18 protein-coding genes are annotated in these 20,537 nt (G+C 71.1%); 13 read left to right on the top strand and 5 right to left on the bottom strand.

What is annotated here, in order from left to right; translation table 11 throughout:
* Nucleotides 1–54: 54 nt before the first annotated feature.
* The 3 genes from AB0I81_RS55660 to AB0I81_RS55650 are packed head-to-tail and all read left to right on the top strand — an operon-like array spanning nucleotide 55 to nucleotide 3,138.
* Nucleotides 55–720, top strand: coding sequence for a helix-turn-helix domain-containing protein (locus AB0I81_RS55660; protein ID WP_360676997.1), 666 nt, complete (start codon nucleotides 55–57; stop codon nucleotides 718–720).
* Nucleotides 713–1,585, top strand: coding sequence for an ABC transporter ATP-binding protein (locus AB0I81_RS55655; protein WP_360676995.1), 873 nt, complete (start codon nucleotides 713–715; stop codon nucleotides 1,583–1,585). Before AB0I81_RS55660 ends, AB0I81_RS55655 begins: the two co-directional genes overlap by 8 nt.
* Nucleotides 1,582–3,138, top strand: coding sequence for a hypothetical protein (locus AB0I81_RS55650; RefSeq protein ID WP_360676993.1), 1,557 nt, complete (start codon nucleotides 1,582–1,584; stop codon nucleotides 3,136–3,138). Before AB0I81_RS55655 ends, AB0I81_RS55650 begins: the two co-directional genes overlap by 4 nt.
* Before the next feature lie 190 nt (nucleotides 3,139–3,328).
* Here AB0I81_RS55650 and AB0I81_RS55645 read toward each other — a convergent pair whose 3' ends face one another.
* Nucleotides 3,329–5,299 carry an alpha/beta fold hydrolase gene (locus AB0I81_RS55645; protein ID WP_360676991.1) on the bottom strand — a complete coding sequence of 657 codons (1,971 nt, stop codon included), beginning with the start codon at nucleotides 5,297–5,299 and terminating at the stop codon, nucleotides 3,329–3,331.
* A gap of 259 nt (nucleotides 5,300–5,558) precedes the next feature.
* Between AB0I81_RS55645 and AB0I81_RS55640 the strand changes: the two genes are divergently transcribed.
* The 4 genes from AB0I81_RS55640 (at nucleotide 5,559) to AB0I81_RS55625 (ending at nucleotide 8,263) form a co-directional block, all read left to right on the top strand.
* The gene (locus AB0I81_RS55640; RefSeq protein WP_360676989.1) at nucleotides 5,559–5,969 is read left to right on the top strand and encodes a GntR family transcriptional regulator; all 411 of its coding nucleotides are present in this window, start codon (nucleotides 5,559–5,561) and stop codon (nucleotides 5,967–5,969) included.
* Nucleotides 5,966–7,081, top strand: coding sequence for a hypothetical protein (locus tag AB0I81_RS55635; protein ID WP_360676987.1), 1,116 nt, complete (start codon nucleotides 5,966–5,968; stop codon nucleotides 7,079–7,081). Before AB0I81_RS55640 ends, AB0I81_RS55635 begins: the two co-directional genes overlap by 4 nt.
* Before the next feature lie 179 nt (nucleotides 7,082–7,260).
* Nucleotides 7,261–7,818 carry a cupin domain-containing protein gene (locus AB0I81_RS55630; RefSeq protein WP_360676985.1) on the top strand — a complete coding sequence of 186 codons (558 nt, stop codon included), beginning with the start codon at nucleotides 7,261–7,263 and terminating at the stop codon, nucleotides 7,816–7,818.
* Complete coding sequence (locus tag AB0I81_RS55625; protein ID WP_360676983.1) at nucleotides 7,811–8,263, top strand: thioesterase family protein; 453 nt, start codon at nucleotides 7,811–7,813, stop codon at nucleotides 8,261–8,263. The genes AB0I81_RS55630 and AB0I81_RS55625 overlap by 8 nt, the downstream gene beginning before the upstream one ends.
* A gap of 123 nt (nucleotides 8,264–8,386) precedes the next feature.
* Here the strand turns inward: AB0I81_RS55625 and AB0I81_RS55620 are convergent, their stop codons facing one another.
* The 4 genes from AB0I81_RS55620 to AB0I81_RS55605 form a co-directional block, all read right to left on the bottom strand.
* Entirely contained in the window at nucleotides 8,387–10,318 is a 1,932-nt protein-coding gene (locus AB0I81_RS55620) for a LuxR C-terminal-related transcriptional regulator (RefSeq protein ID WP_360676981.1), read from the bottom strand.
* A gap of 156 nt (nucleotides 10,319–10,474) precedes the next feature.
* A complete protein-coding gene (locus tag AB0I81_RS55615; RefSeq protein WP_360676979.1) occupies nucleotides 10,475–11,254 on the bottom strand; it encodes an aminotransferase class IV in 780 nt (259 codons plus the stop codon).
* A gap of 40 nt (nucleotides 11,255–11,294) precedes the next feature.
* The gene (locus AB0I81_RS55610) at nucleotides 11,295–12,356 is read right to left on the bottom strand and encodes a phenazine biosynthesis protein (protein ID WP_360676977.1); all 1,062 of its coding nucleotides are present in this window, start codon (nucleotides 12,354–12,356) and stop codon (nucleotides 11,295–11,297) included.
* A gap of 61 nt (nucleotides 12,357–12,417) precedes the next feature.
* Complete coding sequence (locus AB0I81_RS55605) at nucleotides 12,418–12,897, bottom strand: carboxymuconolactone decarboxylase family protein (RefSeq protein ID WP_360676975.1); 480 nt, start codon at nucleotides 12,895–12,897, stop codon at nucleotides 12,418–12,420.
* Between the two features lie 298 nt (nucleotides 12,898–13,195).
* Between AB0I81_RS55605 and AB0I81_RS55600 the strand changes: the two genes are divergently transcribed.
* From AB0I81_RS55600 to AB0I81_RS55575, 6 genes are read left to right on the top strand one after another with little or no spacing between them, the layout of a single operon-like run.
* Nucleotides 13,196–14,410: an FAD-dependent monooxygenase gene (locus AB0I81_RS55600; protein WP_360676973.1), complete on the top strand. Its 1,215-nt coding sequence runs from the start codon at nucleotides 13,196–13,198 to the stop codon at nucleotides 14,408–14,410.
* 44 nt (nucleotides 14,411–14,454) lie between these two features.
* Entirely contained in the window at nucleotides 14,455–16,227 is a 1,773-nt protein-coding gene (locus AB0I81_RS55595; protein WP_360676971.1) for a tryptophan halogenase family protein, read from the top strand.
* A 40-nt stretch (nucleotides 16,228–16,267) separates the two neighbouring features.
* Nucleotides 16,268–16,789 carry a flavin reductase family protein gene (locus AB0I81_RS55590; protein WP_360676969.1) on the top strand — a complete coding sequence of 174 codons (522 nt, stop codon included), beginning with the start codon at nucleotides 16,268–16,270 and terminating at the stop codon, nucleotides 16,787–16,789.
* 28 nt (nucleotides 16,790–16,817) lie between these two features.
* Nucleotides 16,818–18,518 (top strand): AMP-binding protein, encoded by a 1,701-nt coding sequence (locus AB0I81_RS55585; protein ID WP_360676967.1) that lies wholly within the window; start codon nucleotides 16,818–16,820, stop codon nucleotides 18,516–18,518.
* Nucleotides 18,499–19,296, top strand: coding sequence for a DUF3050 domain-containing protein (locus AB0I81_RS55580; protein ID WP_360676965.1), 798 nt, complete (start codon nucleotides 18,499–18,501; stop codon nucleotides 19,294–19,296). Before AB0I81_RS55585 ends, AB0I81_RS55580 begins: the two co-directional genes overlap by 20 nt.
* 34 nt (nucleotides 19,297–19,330) lie before the next feature.
* The gene (locus AB0I81_RS55575; RefSeq protein ID WP_360677129.1) at nucleotides 19,331–20,503 is read left to right on the top strand and encodes a 3-deoxy-7-phosphoheptulonate synthase; all 1,173 of its coding nucleotides are present in this window, start codon (nucleotides 19,331–19,333) and stop codon (nucleotides 20,501–20,503) included.
* Nucleotides 20,504–20,537: the final 34 nt, after the last annotated feature.

Raw genomic sequence — 20,537 nt, 5'->3', positions numbered from 1 at the left:
TCCACAGGCAATATGGCCTTGTGGGATACCATATATTCATATAGTTTCCCAGTTATGCATTCAGCCTATGATCGGCCGCCCGAGGACCTGACCGCCCGCGCGCGGATCCGGGACGCGGCCTTGGCGGAGTTCGCCGAACGCGGCTTCAAGGGCGCCACGATGAAGGCCGTCGCCGACGCCGCCGGCGTCTCGGTGGGCCTGGTGCAGCACCATTTCGGCTCCAAGGAGGGGCTGCGCGTGGCCTGCGACGCGCATGTCCGCGACACCATGCTGGGTGCCGCGGGTCAGGTGCAGGACGGGGCCGCGATCACCCCTGAGTTCATCGGGGGAATGTATGAGGCGAGCGAGCTCAGCGTCCGCTATCTCGCACGGGCCCTGGTGGAGGGATCGCCCGTGGCGGCGGCGATGTTCGACGAGGGCGCCGAGTCCGCCGAGCGGTTCTTCTCCGAGACCTGGCCGGATGAGTTCCCCCCGGGCGAGGCGAAGGTGCGCGAACGCGCCGCCGTGATGGCGGCCATGCATCTCGGCACGATCGTGCTGCACGAGCATCTGTCGCGCCGGTTCGGCACGGACACGCTGCGCCGGGCGAACCTGGCCCGCTTCAGCATGGCCATGGTCGATGTGTACGCGCACATGGGGGAGTGGATCGCCTCGGGGCCGGGAGAACAGATCAGCCAAGCCGTCGCCGACCAGGACAGGAAGGAGCACCCCGGTGACTGACGCGATCAGCATCCACGCACTGACCAAGAACTTCGGCCAGGTACGTGCGCTGGACGGCCTGGACATGACCGTGCGGGAAGGGGAGGTGCACGGATTCCTCGGCCCGAACGGGGCCGGAAAGACCACGACCCTGCGGATCCTCCTGGGCCTGCTGCGCAAGGACGGCGGCGAGGTCCGGCTGCTGGGCGGCGATCCCTGGGCCGACGCGGTCGAGCTGCACCAGCGGCTCGCCTACGTCCCCGGTGACGTCACCCTCTGGCCGAGCCTGTCCGGCGGCGAGGTGATCGACCTGCTCGGGCGCCTGCGCGGGCGTACCGACAGCAAGCGGCGCGAGGAGCTGATCGAGCGGTTCGGCCTGGATCCGCGCAAGAAGGCCCGGACCTACTCCAAAGGCAACCGGCAGAAGATCGCGCTGATCGCCGCGCTCGCCTCCGAGGTGGAGTTGTTACTGCTGGACGAGCCGACCTCCGGTCTCGACCCGCTGATGGAGGCCGTCTTTCGCGAGGTCATCGCCGAGGAACGCCGCGCGGGCCGCACGGTGCTGCTGTCCAGCCACATCCTCGCCGAGGTCGAGGCGCTGTGCGACCGGGTGAGCATCATCCGCGACGGCCGGATCGTGGAGACGGGCACGCTCGGCCGGCTGCGCCACCTCACCCGCACCTCGGTCACGGCCGAGCTGGCCAGGATGCCGTCCGATGGCCTGCCCGGGGCGCACGACCTCGTGGTCGAGGGTGATCGGGTGCGTTTCCAGGCCGACACCGACCACCTCGGTGAGGTGCTGGCCCGGCTCGTGGAGTACGGCGTGCGCGACCTCACCGCCCAGCCGCCCACCCTGGAGGAGTTGTTCATGAGGCACTACCGATGAACACCTCGGCACTGATCCGGCTGATCCTGCGTCGCGACCGCGTCTGGCAGCCGCTGTGGATCCTGTCGGTCACCGGTTTCGTCGCGACCACGGTGGCCACCATCGGCCGGTTGCTCCCGACCGGGGAAGCCCGCCTGCACTACGCGAACGAGATCACCCGCAACCCGGTGATCCTGCTGCTGCAGGGACCGGCGTACGGCGACAGCCTGGGCGCGGCCGCCGCCCAGCAGCGGGGCGCGGCCACCACGATCTTCGCCGCCCTGGCCAGCGTCATCCTCCTGGTCAAGCACACCCGCTCGGATGAGGAGCAGGGCAGGCGGGAACTGGTCGGCTCCGCCGCCGTCGCCCGGCACGCCCCGCTGACCGCCGCCCTCGCCGTCGTGCTGGCCGCCAATGCCGTCCTGGCCGTGCTGATCACCCTGGCCTGTGTGAGCGCCGGGCTTCCCCTGGACGGATCGCTGGCCTGGGGGCTGATGGCCGCGTCCGGCGGCTGGGTGGGGGCCGCGCTGGCCGCGGTGGCCGTACAGGTGACCCATGGCGCCCGCGCGGCCGCAGCCGTGGCCTTCACCGTGTTCTTCGCGTTCTACCTGGTCCGGGGCGTCAGCGACCTGGGCGGGCCGGGCCTGGCCTGGCTGGGCTGGCTGGTGCCGAACGGCTGGATCCTGCGCGCCCGCGCCTTCGGCGACGAGCAGTGGTGGACGTTCGGGCTGGTCGTGGCGTTCGTCGCGGCACTGGTGGGGGCGGCCTACGCGCTGTCGGCCCGCCGGGATATTGGTGCCGGTCTCGTACCGCCACGCCTCGGCCCCGCCCACGCCCGGAACGGCCTGCGCGGCGCCTTCGGCCTGGCCTGGCGCACGCACCGGGTCATGGCGCTGGCCTGGATCGCGGGTGCTGCCTTCGTCGGCGCCGGGCTCGGACTGGGCGGGCAGACCGCCATCGAGACGTTCGGTCGCAGCGGCGCGCTGGACTTCTGGGCGCGGCGCACGGGAACGGACGACCCCACGGAGATCTTCTTCGAACTCGTCGTGTACGAACTGGCGGTGTACTCCGTCTCCCTCTACGCGATCATGACAGTGCTGCGGCTGCGAGGTGAGGCGGCCACCGAACTCCTGCTGTCCCACCCGGTGAGCCGGACCCGCTGGGTGATCAGCCACCTGGTGCTCGCGGTGGCGGTGCCCGTGGCCATCCTGGTCGCCGCCGGGCTCGGGCTCGGCCTCGGCGACGGGAACTTCGCCGGTGGCCTGGCCATCACCACGGTCATCCTGCCCGGCATCTGGGTGATGGCCGCCATCGCCGTGGCGGCCTTCGGACTGTTCCGCCGCGCCGGCGCGGCCGTGGGGTGGACCGCCCTGGCGCTGACTGTCGCCCTGGAGGTCGGCTGGGAGGTCGGCCTGGTCAGCGACGTGTTCTTCATGGTCTCCCCGTTCGCCCACGTCCACTACTCCACCCTGGCCGACCCGGGACCCGGCACGCTGATCGGCCTCACCCTGACGGCCACCGCCGTCACGGTCGTGGGCCTGTACGGGCTCCGCCGCCGCGACCTGGCCCTGTGACGCCGACCGGCGGCAGCGGGAAACGTCAGGGCGCCGCGCACGCCGGCTCACGTGACGCAGACGCATCCTCAGGTGACGAGCGGCATACACCACCAGCTGCAGGGTCCGACTCCCTGCGGCGCTCATATGATCCAGACACGCATGCCGCCCGCGGAGCACCAGTAGTGATCAAAGAAACCGACACTCGCATTCACGACGCAATCGGAACACCCGCAGGTGAGGGCTCCAGCGTCAATCCAACCCTTGGTCTCAAGGAGCCAAGGCGGTTCGGATGGACGTTTTCGCCCCAGGCGCCGACTTGGCCCATCAGCCCTCCGATATGGCGGATGTGGTGAAGGACCAGCGCTGGTTCGGCCAGGTGCAGGTAGTGGTCGGCGATGGGCGCGACGATGTGGCGTCCGCGTGTTGACAGGGCCGCGATCTGCCGGTGGTGGGTGATGGTCTGCTGGTCGCCGCGGGCGCTGATGACGGTCACGGGCAGCGAGCCCCACGATCCCGCGGTTCGGGGCAGCTCGCGGACGGCCTGGGTACTGGCGTCGTAGGCGCGCATCTCCGCGGCGGCGGCCTCCCAGGTGGCAGAGCCGAACACGACGGGGACGTTGTCGTGGGTGAGCCGGGGTTCACGCGGGTCGACCATCCAGTCGCCCGTGCGCAGCAGGCCCACGGCGGCCACCGCGGACCACACCTTGGCCTGGATCGTGGCCGGGGTAGCGAGATCGTTCGTGCTGTGTTCGTCGGCGGGGTCGAGCAGTACCATGCCGGCGACGCGATCGGGCCGGCGGGCGTGGAACAGGCGCGCGACGTGTCCACCCCAGGAATGGCCGACGAGTACGAACGGCCCGGGTTCGCCCGCGCGGGACAGCACCGCGGCCAGGTCGCCGGCCTGCGTAGTGACGTCCTGATCGCCCGGTGCTTGGCCGCTCCAGGCGTAGCCGGCGCGGTCGTAGGCGCAGGAGCGCCGTCCGGAGGCGGCGAGCGTGCCTTGAAGATCCGCCCAGGTCGTGGCGGAGTCGCCCCATCCGGAGGCGAAGACGATCGTCGGGCCCTGGGAGCCCTGGCAGCGTAGATGGATGTGGTGCGTGCCCAGGTCGACCAGGCGTCCGGGGGCTGCATGACGCTGCGGGTCGGTGGGCCCGAGCGACTGCTCCACGGCCGCACCGGTCAAGCCGGCCACCAGCACGACACCGAGGACGCCCGCCAGGAGGCGCCGCAGCCGGCCGGCGCGCCTCTTCTCGCGGACCGGCACCGGCTCGCGCGCGGCCGCGCGGCGGAACGCGCCGCTGCCCGCGAGGACGGCGATGACCGCGAGCATGAGCAGCCAGCCCGGCCACCCGCTGAAGCCGATGGTCCAGGGATTGCTCAGCGCCTCGAGGTCACCGGTGGCGAACAGGACGTTGACGAAGCCGGTGATCAGCGTGTTGTTGGCGGCGTGGGCGATCACGCCGGGCCAGATGAGCCCGGAGGCCAGCCGCAGCCAGCCGAGCAGCACGTTGAACAGCACGGCGGTGACCAGAAAGGGGATCAGCCGGTGGGCGGTGCCGGTGCCCACGTATCCGGGCAGGTGCCACAGCCCCCAGATCAGGCCGCCCAGCAGCAGCGCGGGCCACAGCCCGAGCGGCCGCAGCCGGGGCAGCAGGAAACCCCGCCAGGCCCATTCCTCGCAGAAGGCCAGCGGCAGCATCACGACCGCGAGCCCGAGGCTGACGGCCAGGGCGGAGAGGATCGGTCCGATGGGCACGCCGTCCTGCCCGGCCGTCCCCGGCGCGTAGACCTCGCGCAGCCCGGAAAAGCCCGCCAGGTCGACCGGATACACTCCGGCCAGCGCGCCGATCGCCACGGCCAGGAACGCCAGCACCAGCGGGGCCACCAGCCCGATCACGCAATAGCGCACCAGCCGCCCTCTCGGGCGCAGCGGCGCCATCGCGGTCTCGCGGAGGATGTCGCCGGACCGGCGGATCCAGCGCACGACCACGAACGTGGCCAGACCGGCACCGAGCATGCCGCCGCCGGCGACGAGGTCAACGCCGGTGAGCGTCCGCAACAGCCACAGCAGCCACGGGATCGTGAAGGCCAGGAGCAGGAAGACCGTCAGTTCACGCCGGCGAAAGCTGTTGAGGTCCTCGCGCGCATCGGCGAGGTGCGGGGCGGGAGTTGACCGCATGGTGATGATCCTTTCTGGGGGTTCGGGGTTGTTGCTGGGCGCGCATGACGGCATCGGCCGCCTCTGCGGCGTCAGGGGTGCTGATGAGCAGTTCGTCGTACCTGAGCGTTGATGTGCCGGGGTTGAGGACGATGCGCAGGGCAGGCACGCCGCGGCGCACTCAATGGCTGTCTTGCCTTTCGCGCGCCGGAAGGACGGAAGAGCCGATGCGCTCTTCTTCTATCTGTTATAGCTCATCTATATCAGATAGAGTGTGGGCGTGCTTCTGACGCTCGACCTCGACAGCGAGGTGCCGATTTACCAGCAGATCCGCGATCGAGTGGTGGAGGCCATCGCCGACGGGGAGTTGGCGGAGGGATCGGCTTTGCCCTCCACCAGGCAATTGGCCGCCGACCTGGCGATCAACTTCCACACCGTCAACAAGGCCTACGACCTGCTGCGGCAGGAAGGGATCATTCGCATCAACCGCAAGAGCGGAGCCGTGATCCGCCGCGACCCCGGCTCCGGGCCCCCGGCCCCCGGTTACGCCGACGACTGGCAGGAGCGGCTACGCACCCTCCTGGCCGAGGCCACCGTGCACGGCGTGCCCGGTGAGGAGGTGCTCCAGCGGTGCGGCGGCGTCCTGACCTCGTTCCACGACCAGCGGACCACAAAGGAACCCTCCGTATGACCCTGCTCGTCCTCGCCTGTCTCGCTCAGGTGACGCTGCTCACCGTCGCCGCCTGGGCGCTGCCGGTGCTGGCCCGCCCCACACTGCCGTTCGGCGTACGGGTGCCCGCCGGACGCGTGGCCGACCCGGCCATCACCGCGCGACGCCTCCGCTACTCCCGCACGGTGGTGACCCTCGGCGTACTGGCCGCCCTCGGGTCGGCTCCCGCCGTCGTCCTGGCCGGCACCCCCGATGTCCTCACGACCATCGCCGCGCTCCTGTGCGCCGCCGACATCGCGCTCTACGCGGCCGCGCACCGCGCGATCCGCGCCGCCAAACGGCACGGCGACTGGTACGCCGGCACCCGCCAGGCCGTCACCGCCGACACCACCTGGCGCACCCATCCGGTACGGCCACCATGGCCGCTGCTGATTCCCTCGCTCACCCTGCTGGCCGGCACCACGGCCATCGGACTCACTCGATACAGCAGCCTGCCCGACACCCTGGCAACACTGCGCGGACTCGGCATCGACACCCACCACCGCGTCGCCACCACTCCCGGCACCGCTTTCGCCCCCGTGCTGTCCCAGACCGCGATCACCATCCTCGTCCCGGTGCTCGTGGCCGCCCTCATCCGCGCAAGACCCGAGACCGACGCCGAGCACCCGGCGAACTCGGCCCGGCGCTACCGCATCTACCTGCGTGGCATCGCCACCCTGCTGCTGGCCGGCGCCGCCTGCGCCGACCTGACCCTGCTCCTGCTGGCCCTGCAGCAGTGGAACATCCTCACGCCCTCGCCGCTGACAACGGCGGTGACCTGGGCGCCCATGGCCGCCATCGCGGCCGCCCTCCTGATCTTCGGCGTCCGGGTCGGCGAGGCAGGCCACCGCCTCCCCGCCCTGCCCGGGGAATCCGGCTCCGGCTACGTGCAGCGCGACGACGACCCGTACTGGCACCTGGCCGGAACCATCTACATCAACCGCCACGACCCCGCGATCCTCGTCCACCAACGCCTCGGCAGCCGATGGACGCTCAATCTCGGCAACCCCGTCGCCTGGACCGTCCTAGCCGTCTTCGCCTCACTCGCGCTGCTGCAACTCCTCGGCATCATCGACCTGCCACCCACCAGTTGAGGCGACCGCCCTGGGAATGCAGGGGCTCAATCTGACTGCCGGCACGGGCACCCCACTGCAGGGTCCGCCTCGACCTGTACACCCGTGCCGAGCATCGCCGCCCCCGCCGCACTGCGCCGGACTGCGCCCAGGTCTGTAGCCGTCGGCAGCCACGTACTACGTGACCATGAAAGGGCGACATGACCTGGCCGCAAGAGATGGACCATGCGCTGGAATGCACCTTTGAACGCCTTCCAGATCGGCTTCGAAGGCCGCCTCAACCCTGCCAACCTCTGAACACTGCAACGACCAAGGTCAGCCGTAAAGGTGACACTCCCTCACCCGTTCGTCCTCGGCGCCAGGCTCCCGCCGGCAACAGCTTGGAACCGCCATCTATAGCTGGCGGTGTAACTGACCGCTCGAACATCGTTGCCACAGCTCAAGGTTCGCTGTCACGGGTCACCTATCAGGTCGACGACCCCTGGTACGACCAGACTCTGATCCAGGTCGGGGACGTGCTGGTCCGGCTGGGCGTCATGCAGGGCGAGGTCCACTGGCACAAGCACGATGAGCAGGATAAGTTCTTCTTCGTCCTCGACGGGCTGTTCCGCATCGAGATCGAGGGGCGGGAAACAGTCGAACTCGGTCCCTGGCAGGCGTGCTCCGTTTCCGCCGGGATGCTGCACCGGCCGGTCGTACCGGTCTGTAGCGCCGTGTTGATGATTGAGAAGGCGGGCGTCGTCGCCATCGGTGACTGACCCGCCACCACCCAGGAAGGAGAAGGTCCTGCGGCCCTCACTGCGACCGGGATTGATCGCGCGGCTGGACTACATCGTGCCGGCCGAGCGCACGGTGCCGTATCTGCTGCCCGAGTCCAGCCACTTCACCGCGCTGCCTGCCGTACTGGCCACCGGCTACCTGGTCGGTATCGTCGAATGGGCGTGCATGCGTGTCATCGATGGGCACCTGGACGACGGTGAGCAGACCCTGGGTGTGCACGTCGACCTCAGCCACGAGGCGCCCACTCCTCCGGGCAGCCCGCTCACCGTCGAGGCCGAGCTGACCGTGGTCGAGGGCCGCCACCTCGCCTTCACGGTGCACGCCTTCGACGACACCGCCACCATCTGCCAAGGCACCCACCGCCGCGCCGTCATCGACGCCGTACGCTTTCGGGCCCGGCTGGACAGGCGAAACGGCCCGTGACCGGCACTGTGATCCGCGCCGGCGATCTGACCAGCACCGGAGACGGCGCGGCGCCGTTCCGGGATGCCGGTTCCCCTGCCGTCATCGCTGTTCACGAGAATCGCGGGCTTCTCCTGGCCAGGCTCAGGGCAGGGCGCGGGGAACGAAGGGCAGGGCCAGGGAGTCACGGCCGGCTTCGTTGACGAGGCGGGCGAGCTCGACGCGCGAGTTGACACTCACCTTCCGGAACATCTTGCGCAGGTGATAGTTGACCGTGTGCGCCGACAACGAGATCCGGCCGGCGATCTGATGATTGGTCAGCCCCTGGCTCACCAGCAGCGCGATGAGGCACTCGGTCTCGCTGAACCCGCGCCACAAGGCAGGTCCCTGCCGGAGCGGCACCGGCTCCTGCCCCAGTCTCCGCAGCCGGCCGCGTACGCGTTCGCTGTCGCGTACCGTGCCGATCCGCTCGAACAGGCACAGAGCCGACTGGTAGTGGCGGGTGGCCTCGATGAGATCGGCGGCGGGTGGAGCGGCGAGCCGGGCCCCGAGATCTTCCAGGGCGCCGGCCTGATCCCAGAGGTCGGAATGCTCGGCGGCCGCCCGGCGCAGCGCCGTCACGTCGTTCTCGCGCAGCCCCCTGGCGTGGCGCGCGGCGACGGAGAGGCGGTGAGCCTGCACGTTGCGCCGGGCCAGCGCTTCCACGGCGGTGCGGATCTGATCGGTGAGTCCGTCGTCGCCCGCCGCGATGCCGAGCCGGGTGAGCCAGACGGCCGTGCCGGGGTCGTCGAGCAGCAGCGGTCCGTACGCGGCGAGGTCGGTGTGCGCGGCGGCGAAAAGCCGGGCCGCGTGTTGCGGGCCGTGTAGCTCGGCGGCGATGCGCACCCGGATCCATTCGGGGTGCACGGGCCACAGGCTGGGCCGCCCGGCCCAGCGGAGCTTGGCCGGGGCTTCCGCGTGCCAGCGGCTTCTGTCGAGGTCGCCGATCCGCAGGCTCGCCTCGGCCAGGACCGCATGGCTGAGTGGGAGGAGCAGGGCGGCGTCCATCTCGCGTGCGCTGCGCAGGGCGGCTTCGGCCAGCTCCAGCGCCTGCTCCAGGTCGCCGGTGCGCATCAGCAGCTCGGCTCGGGCGATGGCGGGGGCCGGGGCGTAGACGCTGGGCGCGCCGGGGTGGGACAGCTCGCTGGTGGCCTGCTCGATGTGGCCTTCGGCCTCGGTGTACCGGCCGCCGCTCATGAGCTTGCGGGCGTAGGCGAGCCGGACGAGCATCCGCCACACCGGCGAGGCGCCTTCGCCGGCGATCGTGACGGCCTGCCGGGCGAGTTGCGTGGCCCGCGCCGCGTCACCGCGCCGCCACGCGCCGCCGGCCAGTGCGGACGCGGTCACCGCCGCCGCTCCCGGCAGCGCCGGCTCCGCCGCCTGCAGCGCGGCTCGTTCCGGATCACGCAGGTAGAGGGCGAACGCCAGTGCGGCCCGCGCGTCGTCGTGACCGCCGTCATGCCGGCCCTGCTCGGGCGGCGCGGCCTGCGCGACGGTGATCGCCTCGGCGATCCGCCCGCCCGCGACCAGCACGTGGACCAGCCGGGTACGCAGCTCCGCCGCTACGTGGTCGGGCAGTGGCCGCAGCAGGGTCTCGCGCAGCAGCGTCCCGGCTCCGGCCAGCCGGCCGTCGGCGAGGTGGGCGTCCACCACGGTCACCAGGTGGGGCGCGAGGGAGGGATCCGGCGAGTCCAGCTTGTCCAGGAGCCGATCCGCCAGCTTGACGGCGGCCTGAGAGGACACCGGCAGGATCTCGCGTACGGCATGGGCGAGGGTGTCGGTCGCGGTGGCATCGAGGTTCGCCTCGTTCTCCACCAGGCCGGGCGGCGTGACCAGGAGCACCCAGGCCTTGCGCCGGGGCGCGGCGGCGGCCGCCGGGCCGGTCTCCGTGTCGCAGGGCTGCGGGCGGTGCAGGATGTGCATGCCCCGCAGGCGGGCCGCCGCCACCACCGAGCGCAGCGTCTCGGCTAGCTCCCCCTCCTGCGCCAGCAGCATCAGCGTCCAGCCGGGCCCTGCCTGCTGCAGAACGTTGAACAACGGACGCCCTCTATATTTTTCGAAACTGTCAAAACCGACCGACATCCTGTGTCCCCCCAATCGGTTTCTGCCGTTCTTGCACTAATTCGTGCGACCGCCCGTCACGGATGAAAGTGGATTGTGCTGGAACCGCTTTCTCAGTGGCTCTTGCGCTGCTCAATGTGCGGGCTGGGAAGGCAGTGGCGCCGCCTGCTCCGCGAGCCACGCCTGCCAGGACGGAGCCCTTGTGACCGGACCGGGGCGGAGGAGTTCCGGCGCCGCCCAGCGCTGCACGGGGCGGATGCCGTGCAGCGCGTTGACCAGCCATGTCTCACGGTCTGCGAGGTCCTGCGGGCGCCGGCGCCGGCGGGCCACCGGGACGCCGAGCTCGGCGGCCCGGCGCTGCAGCCGGGCGGTCGTCACTCCGGGTAACGCGGGCAGCTCACTCGAAGGCACGCAGAGGATGTCGTCCTCCCACCACAGCAGGCTCGTGGTGGCGCCTTCGACCACCCACCCTTCCTGAGTGGCGATCAGTGCCTCATGAGCGCCGTGCCGCTGTGCCGCGGCCCGCAAGCCGGCGAGGGTGGTCAGGTCAGGACCTTTGACGTGGGGGACGCGCCGGGGGTCGCCGGGCGGCCGGGCCCAGACGGTCAGCGGCCCGCCCCTGGGCGGTGCCGTACGCACGCGAAAGCGCAGTTCACCGGAGGCGGACAGTTCGACGCGGGGAAACCAGGTGCCCTGCCGGGGCAACGCGTCGACAGCCGCCCGCCACATCGCGGCGACCAGGTCTCCGGCCAGGGACGCCGCCTCGCAGGCCACGCGGAAGCGGCGGCCGTGGTCGGCGAGAAAACGCACCGCCCCGTCCACGACCAGCCACGAGTCGGCCACCAGCAGGTCGTCCTCGATCGGCTCACCCGCGACGAACTCGCCTCCGGCGAAGACGCTGATCGTGTCCAAACGGCACCTCCTCCCTGATCGGCCGGGTCGCCGGTGAGCCTCAGTAGACCCCTTCGACGATCTCCTCGGTCGTGACGGGGAGGACGGAGGCGATCCCGTCGACCACGTCGCCCGCCCCGGGCGTGATCCGCAGCGCGGTGTCGCGTTCGAGGATGTTGGGCAGGAACATGTCGCGGAAGAGCAGGTGCATCAGCACCTGACCGCGTTCGCCGTAGGCCACGGGCACCCGGGTTTCCGGGTCGACGATCTCCACGACCGAGGCCGGGTGGTAGGGCCTGAAGACACAGGGCTGCTCGTCCCCGGGCTCGCGGGGGCGTTGTGGCGCGATGCCCATCAACGTGTTGCCGTAAATCCCGCACACCTTGGCCTCGGGGAACAACGTTTCCTCGATGAGCCGCAGCGTCTCCGGCCCCGCCGAGGTGCCCGCCCAGAGCAGCCCTTCCAGGCGCTCGGAAAGGACCTCGTAGATGGCGGGCCGCGCGCAGGCCGCCTCCAGCATCGGCGGAGTGATGAACAGCACCCGGATGTCCTGGGTGGCGACGATCGCCTCCATCTGGTCCAGTACGTGCTCGACGTACTCGTCGGCGAGGTCGCCGCGGCCGTCGGCGAGGACCTTCTTCACCCACCGCGGGTCCATGTCGACGGTGAAGAACAGCCCGTTGCGCCGGGCCGCGATCCGCCGGACGGTACGGCCGACCACATGTGGCCCGCACGGCGCGATGTGCAGCCAGTTCCCCCTGGCGGGGAAGCCGTGCGAGTCGAGCACGTCGGCGCACCAGTCGGCGTTGGCGACCCGCGAAGTGGCGTCGACCACGCGCTTCGGCGCACCGGTCGTCCCGCCGGAGTCGAACACCTCGTACGTGCCCGTTCCGCCCCGGGGGATCAGATCCTCGGCCGGCACGGTCCGCAGCAACTCCCCGACGTCCGGGAAGCGCCGCAGGTCCGCGACGGACCGGATGTCGGCGCGCGGATCGAAGCCGAGCCCACCGGCGAGTTCCAGCCAGAACCTCGACCCCGTCGCCGGGTCGAAGTGCCAGTCGAGAGTCTCCTGGAGGTGCCGGCTCAGCTCCGGCGCCGGCGCGCGCGTGTCTACCGCGGACATGCTCTACTCCCTGGGTGTGGCGTGCGGGCCTGCGGGTGGCCGAGTGAGCGCGTCTTGTCGTTCACGAACGGCCCTTGTACGCGCCGGGCGCCAGCCGGGCGGAGATGGCCAGCCGGTTCCAGGCGTTCATGGCGGTCGTCACGAAGATGAGGTGGGCGGTCCGTTCCTCGGTGAAGTGCTTGCGGGCCCGCTGGTAGACGTCGTCGTCCACCGCGTCGGTCCCGAGCAGCGTGATCGCCTCCGCCAGGCCGAGCGCGGCCTGCTCCGGTTCGGTGAAGAACTGTGGTGAGTGCCGCCAGGCGTCCAGCAGGTGGATCCGCTGAGCGGTGATCCCCGCGGCCTGCGCGTCGATGATGTGCATGTCGATGCAGTACGCGCAGCCGTTCACCTGGGAGACCCGAATCTTCACGAGGTGGACGACCTCCGCCTCGATCCCTGACCGCAGCGCACTCTGCGTCACGGTCTGCGCGAACTTCCCCATGGCCCCATAGCTCTCTCGGGCCATTTGGAACAGCGGCAGCCGCGCGGATTGATTCGTCATGGAATTCCTTCACGAGGTCGCCTGAATTTGCCCGGGCGCCGCACCCGGAAAAGTTATTCGACGCGGCTGCTCCGGTGAACTCTCGGCATCACCATAAAAGGCGGCCTCCCGCGCGTCCACTACTCAATCAGGTAGTGGACTTGTCGGCCTCCCGCCTGTTGGACTGCGTTGAGCGACGCCTCCATGCCCCGTTGCCGCGCCCCGAGTACGAGGTGAGCGGCCTTCGCCCCTTGGCCGATCAGCGATGGGGGCTGTCCCGTGCGAGCGGCGGGGATCACCGACTAGGAAGGTCCGATCGATGAGCCATGAGCAGGAGTTGCTGGTCGTGGGTGCCGGCCCGGCCGGTCTGAGCGCCACTCTGGCCGCCCGGTCGCTCGGCGTCGAGGTGACCTTGATCGAGGCGGACGCCCGGAACCAGGAGCGGCCGGGCAGCCGGGCGCTGTTCGTGCACCAGGAGACGCTGGAGCGGCTGGAGCGGCTGAGCCCGGGACTGGGCGGGAAGATCGCGGGATTCGGGGTCCGGTGGCAGGTCGCGCGCACCTTCTACCGTGGCAGGGAAGTCTACGCCCGCCGCTACGACACCGAGCGGGGCAGCGGGCTGCCGCCGTACGCGAGTCTGCGGCAGCTCGACACCGAGCGGTTCCTGCTCGGTGCGTGCCGCGCCGCCGGCGTGGAGCCCGTCTGGGGAGCCCGGGTGGTCGCGGTCCGGTCCGACCCGGACGGGGTGACCGTCCGGGCCGCGGACGGCGGCGAGTGGCGGGCGCGCTACGTCATCGCCGCGGACGGGGCGAGGTCGGCCGTCCGCGCGTCGATCGCGATCGAGATGGACGGCGGCCGCTCCAGCGACTACCGGGTCGCAGTGGACCTGTCCGGACAGGACGCGGGCGGCGTGCCGGCGGAACGGCACCTGCACTACCGGCATCCGGCGATCGAGGGCCGGAACGTGCTGATCGTGCCGTTCACCGGCGGTGTCCAGGTGGACGTGCAGTGCCGGGATCCGGCGGACGGCGAGGCGCTGAGCGACCCCGAGGCCGTGCGCCGGTGGCTGCCGAAGGTGGTCTCGCGGGAGCAGGCGGATCGGGTGCTCTGGGTGTCGCGCTATCCCTGCCTGCAGCGCGTCGCCACCGGCTTCGCCGACGAGCACCGGCGCGTCCTGCTGGCAGGGGAGGCCGCGCACCTGTTCGCCCCGCTGGGCGCGCGCGGGATGAACAGCTCGATCGCGGACGCCGAGGCGGCGGCGACCGCCGTGTGCCTCGCGCTCCGTTCGACCTGCGTGGAGCGGGCGAGAGGCGCCGTCGAGGACTACGACACGGTGCGGCGGCAGGCGGCGCGGCACAACCGGGCCCGCGTCGAAGGCGCGCTACGGCATCTGCGCGCCGAGTCCGCCTGGTCCCGGCTGGCCCAGGCCGGTGCCGCCCGGCTGGCTCCGCACCTGCCGCGCTTCGGCGCCTGGCTGGACAAGGCCCCCTATGGTCCGCGCGGGCCCATCACGCTGCGCGGCGGCTTGTACTGACGACTCCCCGGACAAAGCGCCACTTCGAGAGAGAAGACGCACAGATGACGAGCAAATCCGCGGCCGGCCACGGCTTGACCTGGTCGGAGAAGATCGATCTGCTGGCCGGCACCATGCCGGGCGCCGAGGCGCGCGCGCTGTCCAGCCTGCTGCCCGGCCCGGAGGCCGGCGGCACGGGCGCCTTCCGCTCGCGCGTCCCCGATCGGGAACGTGCCGCGCTCTCCCACGAGGCACCCCGTCCCGACCCCGACGACCCGCATGCCGTGCGCCGCATCGGCGTGATCGGCGGCGGCACCGCCGGCTATCTGGTGGCGCTGGCGCTGCGGGCCAAACGGCCCTGGCTGGACGTCACGCTGGTCGAGTCGAGCGCCATACCCGTCATCGGCGTCGGCGAGGCCACGACACCCCCGCTGCTGGCGTTCCTGCACCACTATCTCGGCATCGACGCCCTGGACTTCCTCAAGCGGGTCAAGCCGACCTGGAAGCTGGGGATCAAGTTCGACTGGGGCCCCTATCCCGACGGGATCATGGCCCCCTTCGACTGGGGCGCCAACTCCATCGGCGTGCTGGGGTCGATGGCGACCAGGAACGATCCGAACGCGTACACCCTGCAGTCGCTGTTCATGCTGCACAACCGGGTGCCGGTGTTCCGCACGGACGACGGTGAGTACGTCTCGCTGATGGACGACCTCCCGTTCGCCTACCACCTGGAGAACCGCGCCCTGGTCGGCTTCCTCTCCGAGATCGCCGTGGAGCGCGGCGTTCACCATGTGGACGCGCAGATCAGCGACGTCCGCCTGTCCGGCGAGGACTGGATCGAGTCGCTGCGCACGACCGACGGCCGCAGCCTCGACTTCGACCTGTACATCGACTGCACCGGGTTCCGCTCCGTGCTGCTGGGCGAGGCGCTGAAGACCGGTTTCACCAGCTACGCCGGCAGCCTCTTCACCGACACGGCGGTCACCGGCTACACCGCCCAGAGCGAGGCGATCGAGCCGTACACCACGGCCGCGACCATGGACGCGGGCTGGTGCTGGAGCATCCCGGTGCCCGGAGAGGACCACGTGGGCTACGTCTACTCCTCGGCCTTCATGTCCGGTGACCGGGCCGCCGACGAGGTGATCCGCCAGCACGGCATGGTCGGCGACCTCAGGACGGTGCGCTTCCGGGTCGGGCGGCACGAGAAGACCTGGCGCGGGAACGTGATCGCGTTGGGCAACTCCTACGCGTTCGTGGAGCCGCTGGAGTCCAGCAGCCTGCTCATGCTGGTGTTCACGATCATGTCGATGATGCCGCTGTTGCCGGCGTCCTGGAAGCACCCGGTGCCCAGCGAGACGCTCAACCGGGTGACCGCGAACCGCTGGGACGGGCTGCGCTGGTTCCTGGCCCTGCACTACCGCTACAACCGGCGCCGCGACACGCCGTTCTGGCGGGAGGTCTGGACCTCCACCGACGTCTCCGGCATCCAGCCGCTGCTGGACGTCTATGCCGCGGGCGCGCCGTTGCACCTGCGGGACCCGATCACCCGCAGGCTCGCCCGCGCCGCCGCCCCCACCTTCTACGAGCTGGACGGCGTGGACTGCCTGCTGCTCGGCCAGAACTATCCGGCCGAACTCGTCACCGGCACCGAGCCGCTGGAGGCGTGGCAGGCCCGCAAGTCGGCCGCCGACGCCCTCGTGGCCAGGGCGCTCACCCAGCGCCAGGCCCTCGCGGCCTTCCACGCCCGGCCCGAGCTCACCCAGAGCCTGGTCTACGGGCCGTACAGCTGGGTGACCGGATACGGCGAAGAACGCTGGCTCTGGCAGAGCGGTGCGTGACGGGCATCCGATGGAGAGCGCAGTCGACGGAGCGAGGACCATGGCCGTGCCATCGGAGCTCGGCGAGCAGACGTGCGCGGAGGACGACTACCGCGCGCTGATGGGATCCTTCCCCACCGGCGTCGCGGTGGTGACCAGCACCGGCGCTGACGGTTTCCCGCGCGGGCTGACGTGCTCGTCGCTGACGAGCGTGGCCGTGAGCCCGCCGACGTTGCTGATCTGCCTGCACACCCGGAGCTCCACACTGCAGGCGCTGTGCGAGAGCGGCAGGTTCGCGGTGAACCTGTTGCGGGCCGAGGGACGCCACGTCGCCGAGTTGTTCTCCCGGCCGGTGGATGACCGGTTCGCCCTCGTCACCTGGGCCTTCTCGGCGGCCAACGGCCAGCCGGTGCTGATGGAGGACGCTGTCGCCTTCGCCGGCTGCCGGGTGACCAGGAGCCTGCTCGTCGGGGATCACGCGGTGGTGCTCGGCGAGGTCACCGACGTGACGCGGGCGGCGGGCGTCCCGCTGCTCTACGGCCTGCGGCGCTTCGCCGCGTGGCGACCCGACCAGGACGGATGACGACCATGAGCGACGAAGAGGGAAGACCATGATGGGAGCGGGCGCGCTGGCGCCGATCCTGCGGACGGCGCTGCGGCGGACGTTCCGCATCGGGCGGATGTTCGAGGAGGCGGCGCGGCGGAATCCGGCCGCCACGGTCAAGCTGGACCGGCCGCTCGGCGTGCTCGATTCCGACCGGACCGCCTACGACTACGACGAGCTGGCCGACATCGTCGACGACCTCGCCGCCCGCCTGCGGGCGGCCGGCGTGGGACGGGGGGAGTACGTTCCCGTCTACAAGAGCCCGAACTTCGATCTGCCCCTGCTGGCCTGCGCCGCGGCCAGGGCGGGCGCGGTGCCCGTCATGCTGTCCCCGGCGCTGGACCCCTCCGTGGTCCTGGTCCTGCTGGCCAGGCTGTCGTCGCCGTGGATCGTCACCGACACCGCCCAGTTCGCCCGGCTCGCCGCTGAGGGCACCTTCTCCGGCGCGAAGGTCCTCCTCACCGACGCGCCGGGGCTGCCGGACGTGCCGTCCGGCCTGGACGGCCTCCGGCTCACCGATCTCGCGGCGCTGGCGGGCGCGCCCCGGCGCCCGCCGATCGATCTGCCGCCCGACCACGCGACGCTCATCACCCACTCCTCGGGAACAACCGGCGTGCCCAAGCTGATGGTGCACACGACGCGCACGCTCTCCCACCGCCTGCTTCCCCAGCAGTTGCTGGCCTGGCCGGTCCGGCACCGCTCGCGGGTGCTCCTGGCGATGTCGTTCGTGCACTCGCGGTTCTTCAACTCACTCGGCGTGTTCCTGTCCTACGGCAACCCGATCGCGGTGATCAGCGAGCCGGACCTCGCCACGGTCCGCAGGATGCTCTCGGCGACCAGGCCGGCCCTCGTGGAGACCCACCCGAACAACTTCGTGTTGTGGGAGGACTTCGCACAGGAGACCGGCGGCCCGCTGGCCGGCGTGCGGTACTACAGCAGCACCTTCGACGCCATCCATCCGGGCACGGTCAAGAAGCTCCTGTCGGCCTCCCGGCATCGCCGTCCGGCCCTGCTGCAGCTGTTCGGCCAGAGCGAGACCGGCCCGCTCACCGGCTGGCTCAACACCAGGCGCAACGTGGAGCGGATGGACGGCCGCTGCATCGGCTACCCGCTGCCCGGCTTCGTGCGGCTGCGGGTCGTCGACTCCTCGGGCCGGCCGGCGCCCCGCGGCACGATCGGCCGGCTGGAGGTGCGCACCCGCGGCCGGGTCCGCACCTACCTGGGCGAGGACGAGCGTTTCCAGTCCCAGCTCACCGGCGGCTGGTGGTACGTCGGCGACATGGGCTGGCGGGACCGGGCGGGCCGGGTCCACCTGGCCGACCGTGAAGTGGACAAGATCAGTGAAATCGACAGCAACCTGGGGCTCGAGGACGTTCTCATGGAGCGCCTGCCCGAGGTCTCCGAGCTGGTGGTCGTGCCGGACCCGGCGGGGCGGCCCACGCCCATCCTGGCCACCCGGCACGACAGGCCGCTGGACCGCGGGCGCTGGGCGGCGGCCGTGGCCGGGCTGCCCCACCTGGAGAGCCCGGTCCAGTGGCGCTTCGCCGACTTCCCGCGCACCTCCACGTGGAAGATCAAGCGTCTGGAGATCCGCGGGCTGCTGGGCACCGAGGAGGAGCCGCCGCAGGTGCCGCCCGAGTCCGTCCCTGTGACATCTCAGATTCCGACCACACAATCCGGAGCACCAAATGTCGACAAATCGCTATAAGTGGGGCATCTCGCACCCGGGACTGGACGGCCTCCAGCAGGCTATCGAGCCGATCAGGGACAAGATCCTCGCCCACCCCATGTACACCTCGCTCAACGACCTCGGCGACGTGGTCACCTTCATGGAGCACCACGTCTTCGCCGTCTGGGACTTCATGTCCCTGCTCAAGAGCCTCCAGCGGCAGCTCACCTGCGTGCGCGTGCCCTGGGTGCCGGAGGGCCCGGAGACCAGCCGCCGGCTGGTCAACGAGATCGTGCTGGTGGAGGAGAGCGACACCCTCGCCGGCGGCTACATCAGCCACTTCGAGCTGTACGTCGACGGCATGCGGCAGGCCGGCGCCGACACCACGGCCATCGAGGCGTTCATCGCCCACCTGCGCTCCGGCGGGTCCGTTCCCGCCGGGCTGGCAGTGGCGGAGGTCCCCGGGCCGGCCGCCGCGTTCGTCGGCACGACCTGGCGGATCATCGCCGAGGCGCCGCTGCACTGCCAGGCCGCCGCGTTCGCGTTCGGCAGAGAGGACCTCATTCCCGAGATGTTCGACCAGGTCATGCGGATGGACCGGCACGCCGACGTCCTGGGAACGTTCCGCGACTACCTGGAGCGGCACATCGAGGTCGACGGCGAGCAGCACACGCCGATGGCGATGCAGATGCTCGTCGACCTCTGCGGCGACGACCAGGTCAAGTGGGACGAGTGCGCGCTCACGCTGAACGCCGCGCTGCAGGCCCGGCACGACCTGTGGGACGCCATCGCGGAGCGCGTCGCCGCCCAGCCGTAGAACCCGTTTCCATCCCATCAGAAGGGTGAACTCGATGCTGCTCTCCCGGCCGGACGCGGCCTCGGCCGTGCCGATGCCCGACTGGTCCACCGGCGGCGACCTCGCCGCGGTGGTCGCGGAGCTCGCGCGGCGGCCCGCCCTCGTGTCCTACGAGTCCACCCGCGCCCTGCGCGAGCGGCTCGCCGAGGTCGCGACGGGCGGCGGGTTCATCCTGCACGCCGGTGACTGCGCGGAGATGTTCGCTGAGGTGCTGCCCGGCCTCGTCGCCCGCAAGGTCGCGCAGCTCACCGAACTGGCGGCGATCCTGACCGACTTACGCGACCCCGCGGCAACCGTGGTGGTCGGCCGCATCGCCGGTCAGTTCGCCAAGCCGAGGTCGTACCCCACCGAGGCCGTCGCGGACGGCTCGCACGTGCCGATCTACATGGGTGACGCGGTGAACGGCCTGGCCGCGACAGCGCTCGCCCGCACGCCCCGGGCGAGACGGTTGCTGCTCGCCTACGACAAGTCCGCCGAGGTGCTCGGCCACCTGGCCGCCACCCGCGCCCCCCAACCCGTCTTCACCAGCCACGAGGCCCTGCTGCACGTTTATGAGGAGCCGCTGGTCCGGCCCGCGGGCATCGCCGGCGCGGCCTACGCCTCCTCCGCCCACCTGCTGTGGGTGGGCGACCGCACCCGCCACGCCGACGGCCCGCACGTGGCGCTGGCCGCGCGCGTCGCCAACCCCGTGGCGGTGAAGCTCGGCCCGGCCGCCGGCCCGCAGGACGTCGCCGCGCTCGTCGAGGCGCTGGACCCCGTCCGGGAGCCCGGCCGGCTGGCCTTCGTCGCCCGGCTGGGGACCGGCCGCGTTGCCGAGTCGTTGCCCCGCCTGCTGGCTGCCGCCCGCGACAGCGGCGCCCGGCCACTCTGGCTGTGCGATCCGATGCACGGCAACACGCGCCGCCACGACGGATACAAGATCCGCGTCGTCGATCACGTCGTCGCCGAGGCACGAGCGTTCGTCCGCGTCGCCCGCCACCACGGCGTACACCCGGCGGGCCTGCATCTGGAGATCACCCCGGACGACGTCATCGAGTGCCTGGACCACGCCGAGCCGCCGCTGCCCAGCATCGATCCCAGCCGTTACCGGACCGGTTGCGACCCGCGCCTCAACCCGGAGCAGGCGCGGCGCGTGGTCACCGCCTTCGCGGAGGAGCTCGCCCGCTGACGCGCGGCCTCGCGCCCGCCACCACATGACCGAC

The organism is Nonomuraea sp. NPDC050404 (assembly GCF_040655495.1).
GTDB lineage: Bacteria > Actinomycetota > Actinomycetes > Streptosporangiales > Streptosporangiaceae > Nonomuraea.
Note: the sequence above shows the minus strand (reverse complement) of the source record. Positions and strands in the feature narration are given on the sequence as shown.

Excerpts from the sequence above, each read along its gene's own strand:
- AB0I81_RS55595 (WP_360676971.1), top strand. The coding sequence starts at position 14,455 with ATGACGAGCAAATCCGCGGCCGGCCACGGCTTGACCTGGTCGGAGAAG.
- AB0I81_RS55645 (WP_360676991.1), bottom strand. The coding sequence starts at position 5,299 with ATGCGGTCAACTCCCGCCCCGCACCTCGCCGATGCGCGCGAGGACCTC.
- AB0I81_RS55650 (WP_360676993.1), top strand. The coding sequence starts at position 1,582 with ATGAACACCTCGGCACTGATCCGGCTGATCCTGCGTCGCGACCGCGTC.
- AB0I81_RS55605 (WP_360676975.1), bottom strand. The coding sequence starts at position 12,897 with ATGACGAATCAATCCGCGCGGCTGCCGCTGTTCCAAATGGCCCGAGAG.
- AB0I81_RS55575 (WP_360677129.1), top strand. The coding sequence starts at position 19,331 with ATGCTGCTCTCCCGGCCGGACGCGGCCTCGGCCGTGCCGATGCCCGAC.
- AB0I81_RS55580 (WP_360676965.1), top strand. The coding sequence starts at position 18,499 with ATGTCGACAAATCGCTATAAGTGGGGCATCTCGCACCCGGGACTGGAC.
- AB0I81_RS55635 (WP_360676987.1), top strand. The coding sequence starts at position 5,966 with ATGACCCTGCTCGTCCTCGCCTGTCTCGCTCAGGTGACGCTGCTCACC.
- AB0I81_RS55610 (WP_360676977.1), bottom strand. The coding sequence starts at position 12,356 with ATGTCCGCGGTAGACACGCGCGCGCCGGCGCCGGAGCTGAGCCGGCAC.
- AB0I81_RS55585 (WP_360676967.1), top strand. The coding sequence starts at position 16,818 with ATGATGGGAGCGGGCGCGCTGGCGCCGATCCTGCGGACGGCGCTGCGG.
- AB0I81_RS55600 (WP_360676973.1), top strand. The coding sequence starts at position 13,196 with ATGAGCCATGAGCAGGAGTTGCTGGTCGTGGGTGCCGGCCCGGCCGGT.
- AB0I81_RS55660 (WP_360676997.1), top strand. The coding sequence starts at position 55 with ATGCATTCAGCCTATGATCGGCCGCCCGAGGACCTGACCGCCCGCGCG.
- AB0I81_RS55630 (WP_360676985.1), top strand. The coding sequence starts at position 7,261 with ATGACCTGGCCGCAAGAGATGGACCATGCGCTGGAATGCACCTTTGAA.
- AB0I81_RS55590 (WP_360676969.1), top strand. The coding sequence starts at position 16,268 with ATGGCCGTGCCATCGGAGCTCGGCGAGCAGACGTGCGCGGAGGACGAC.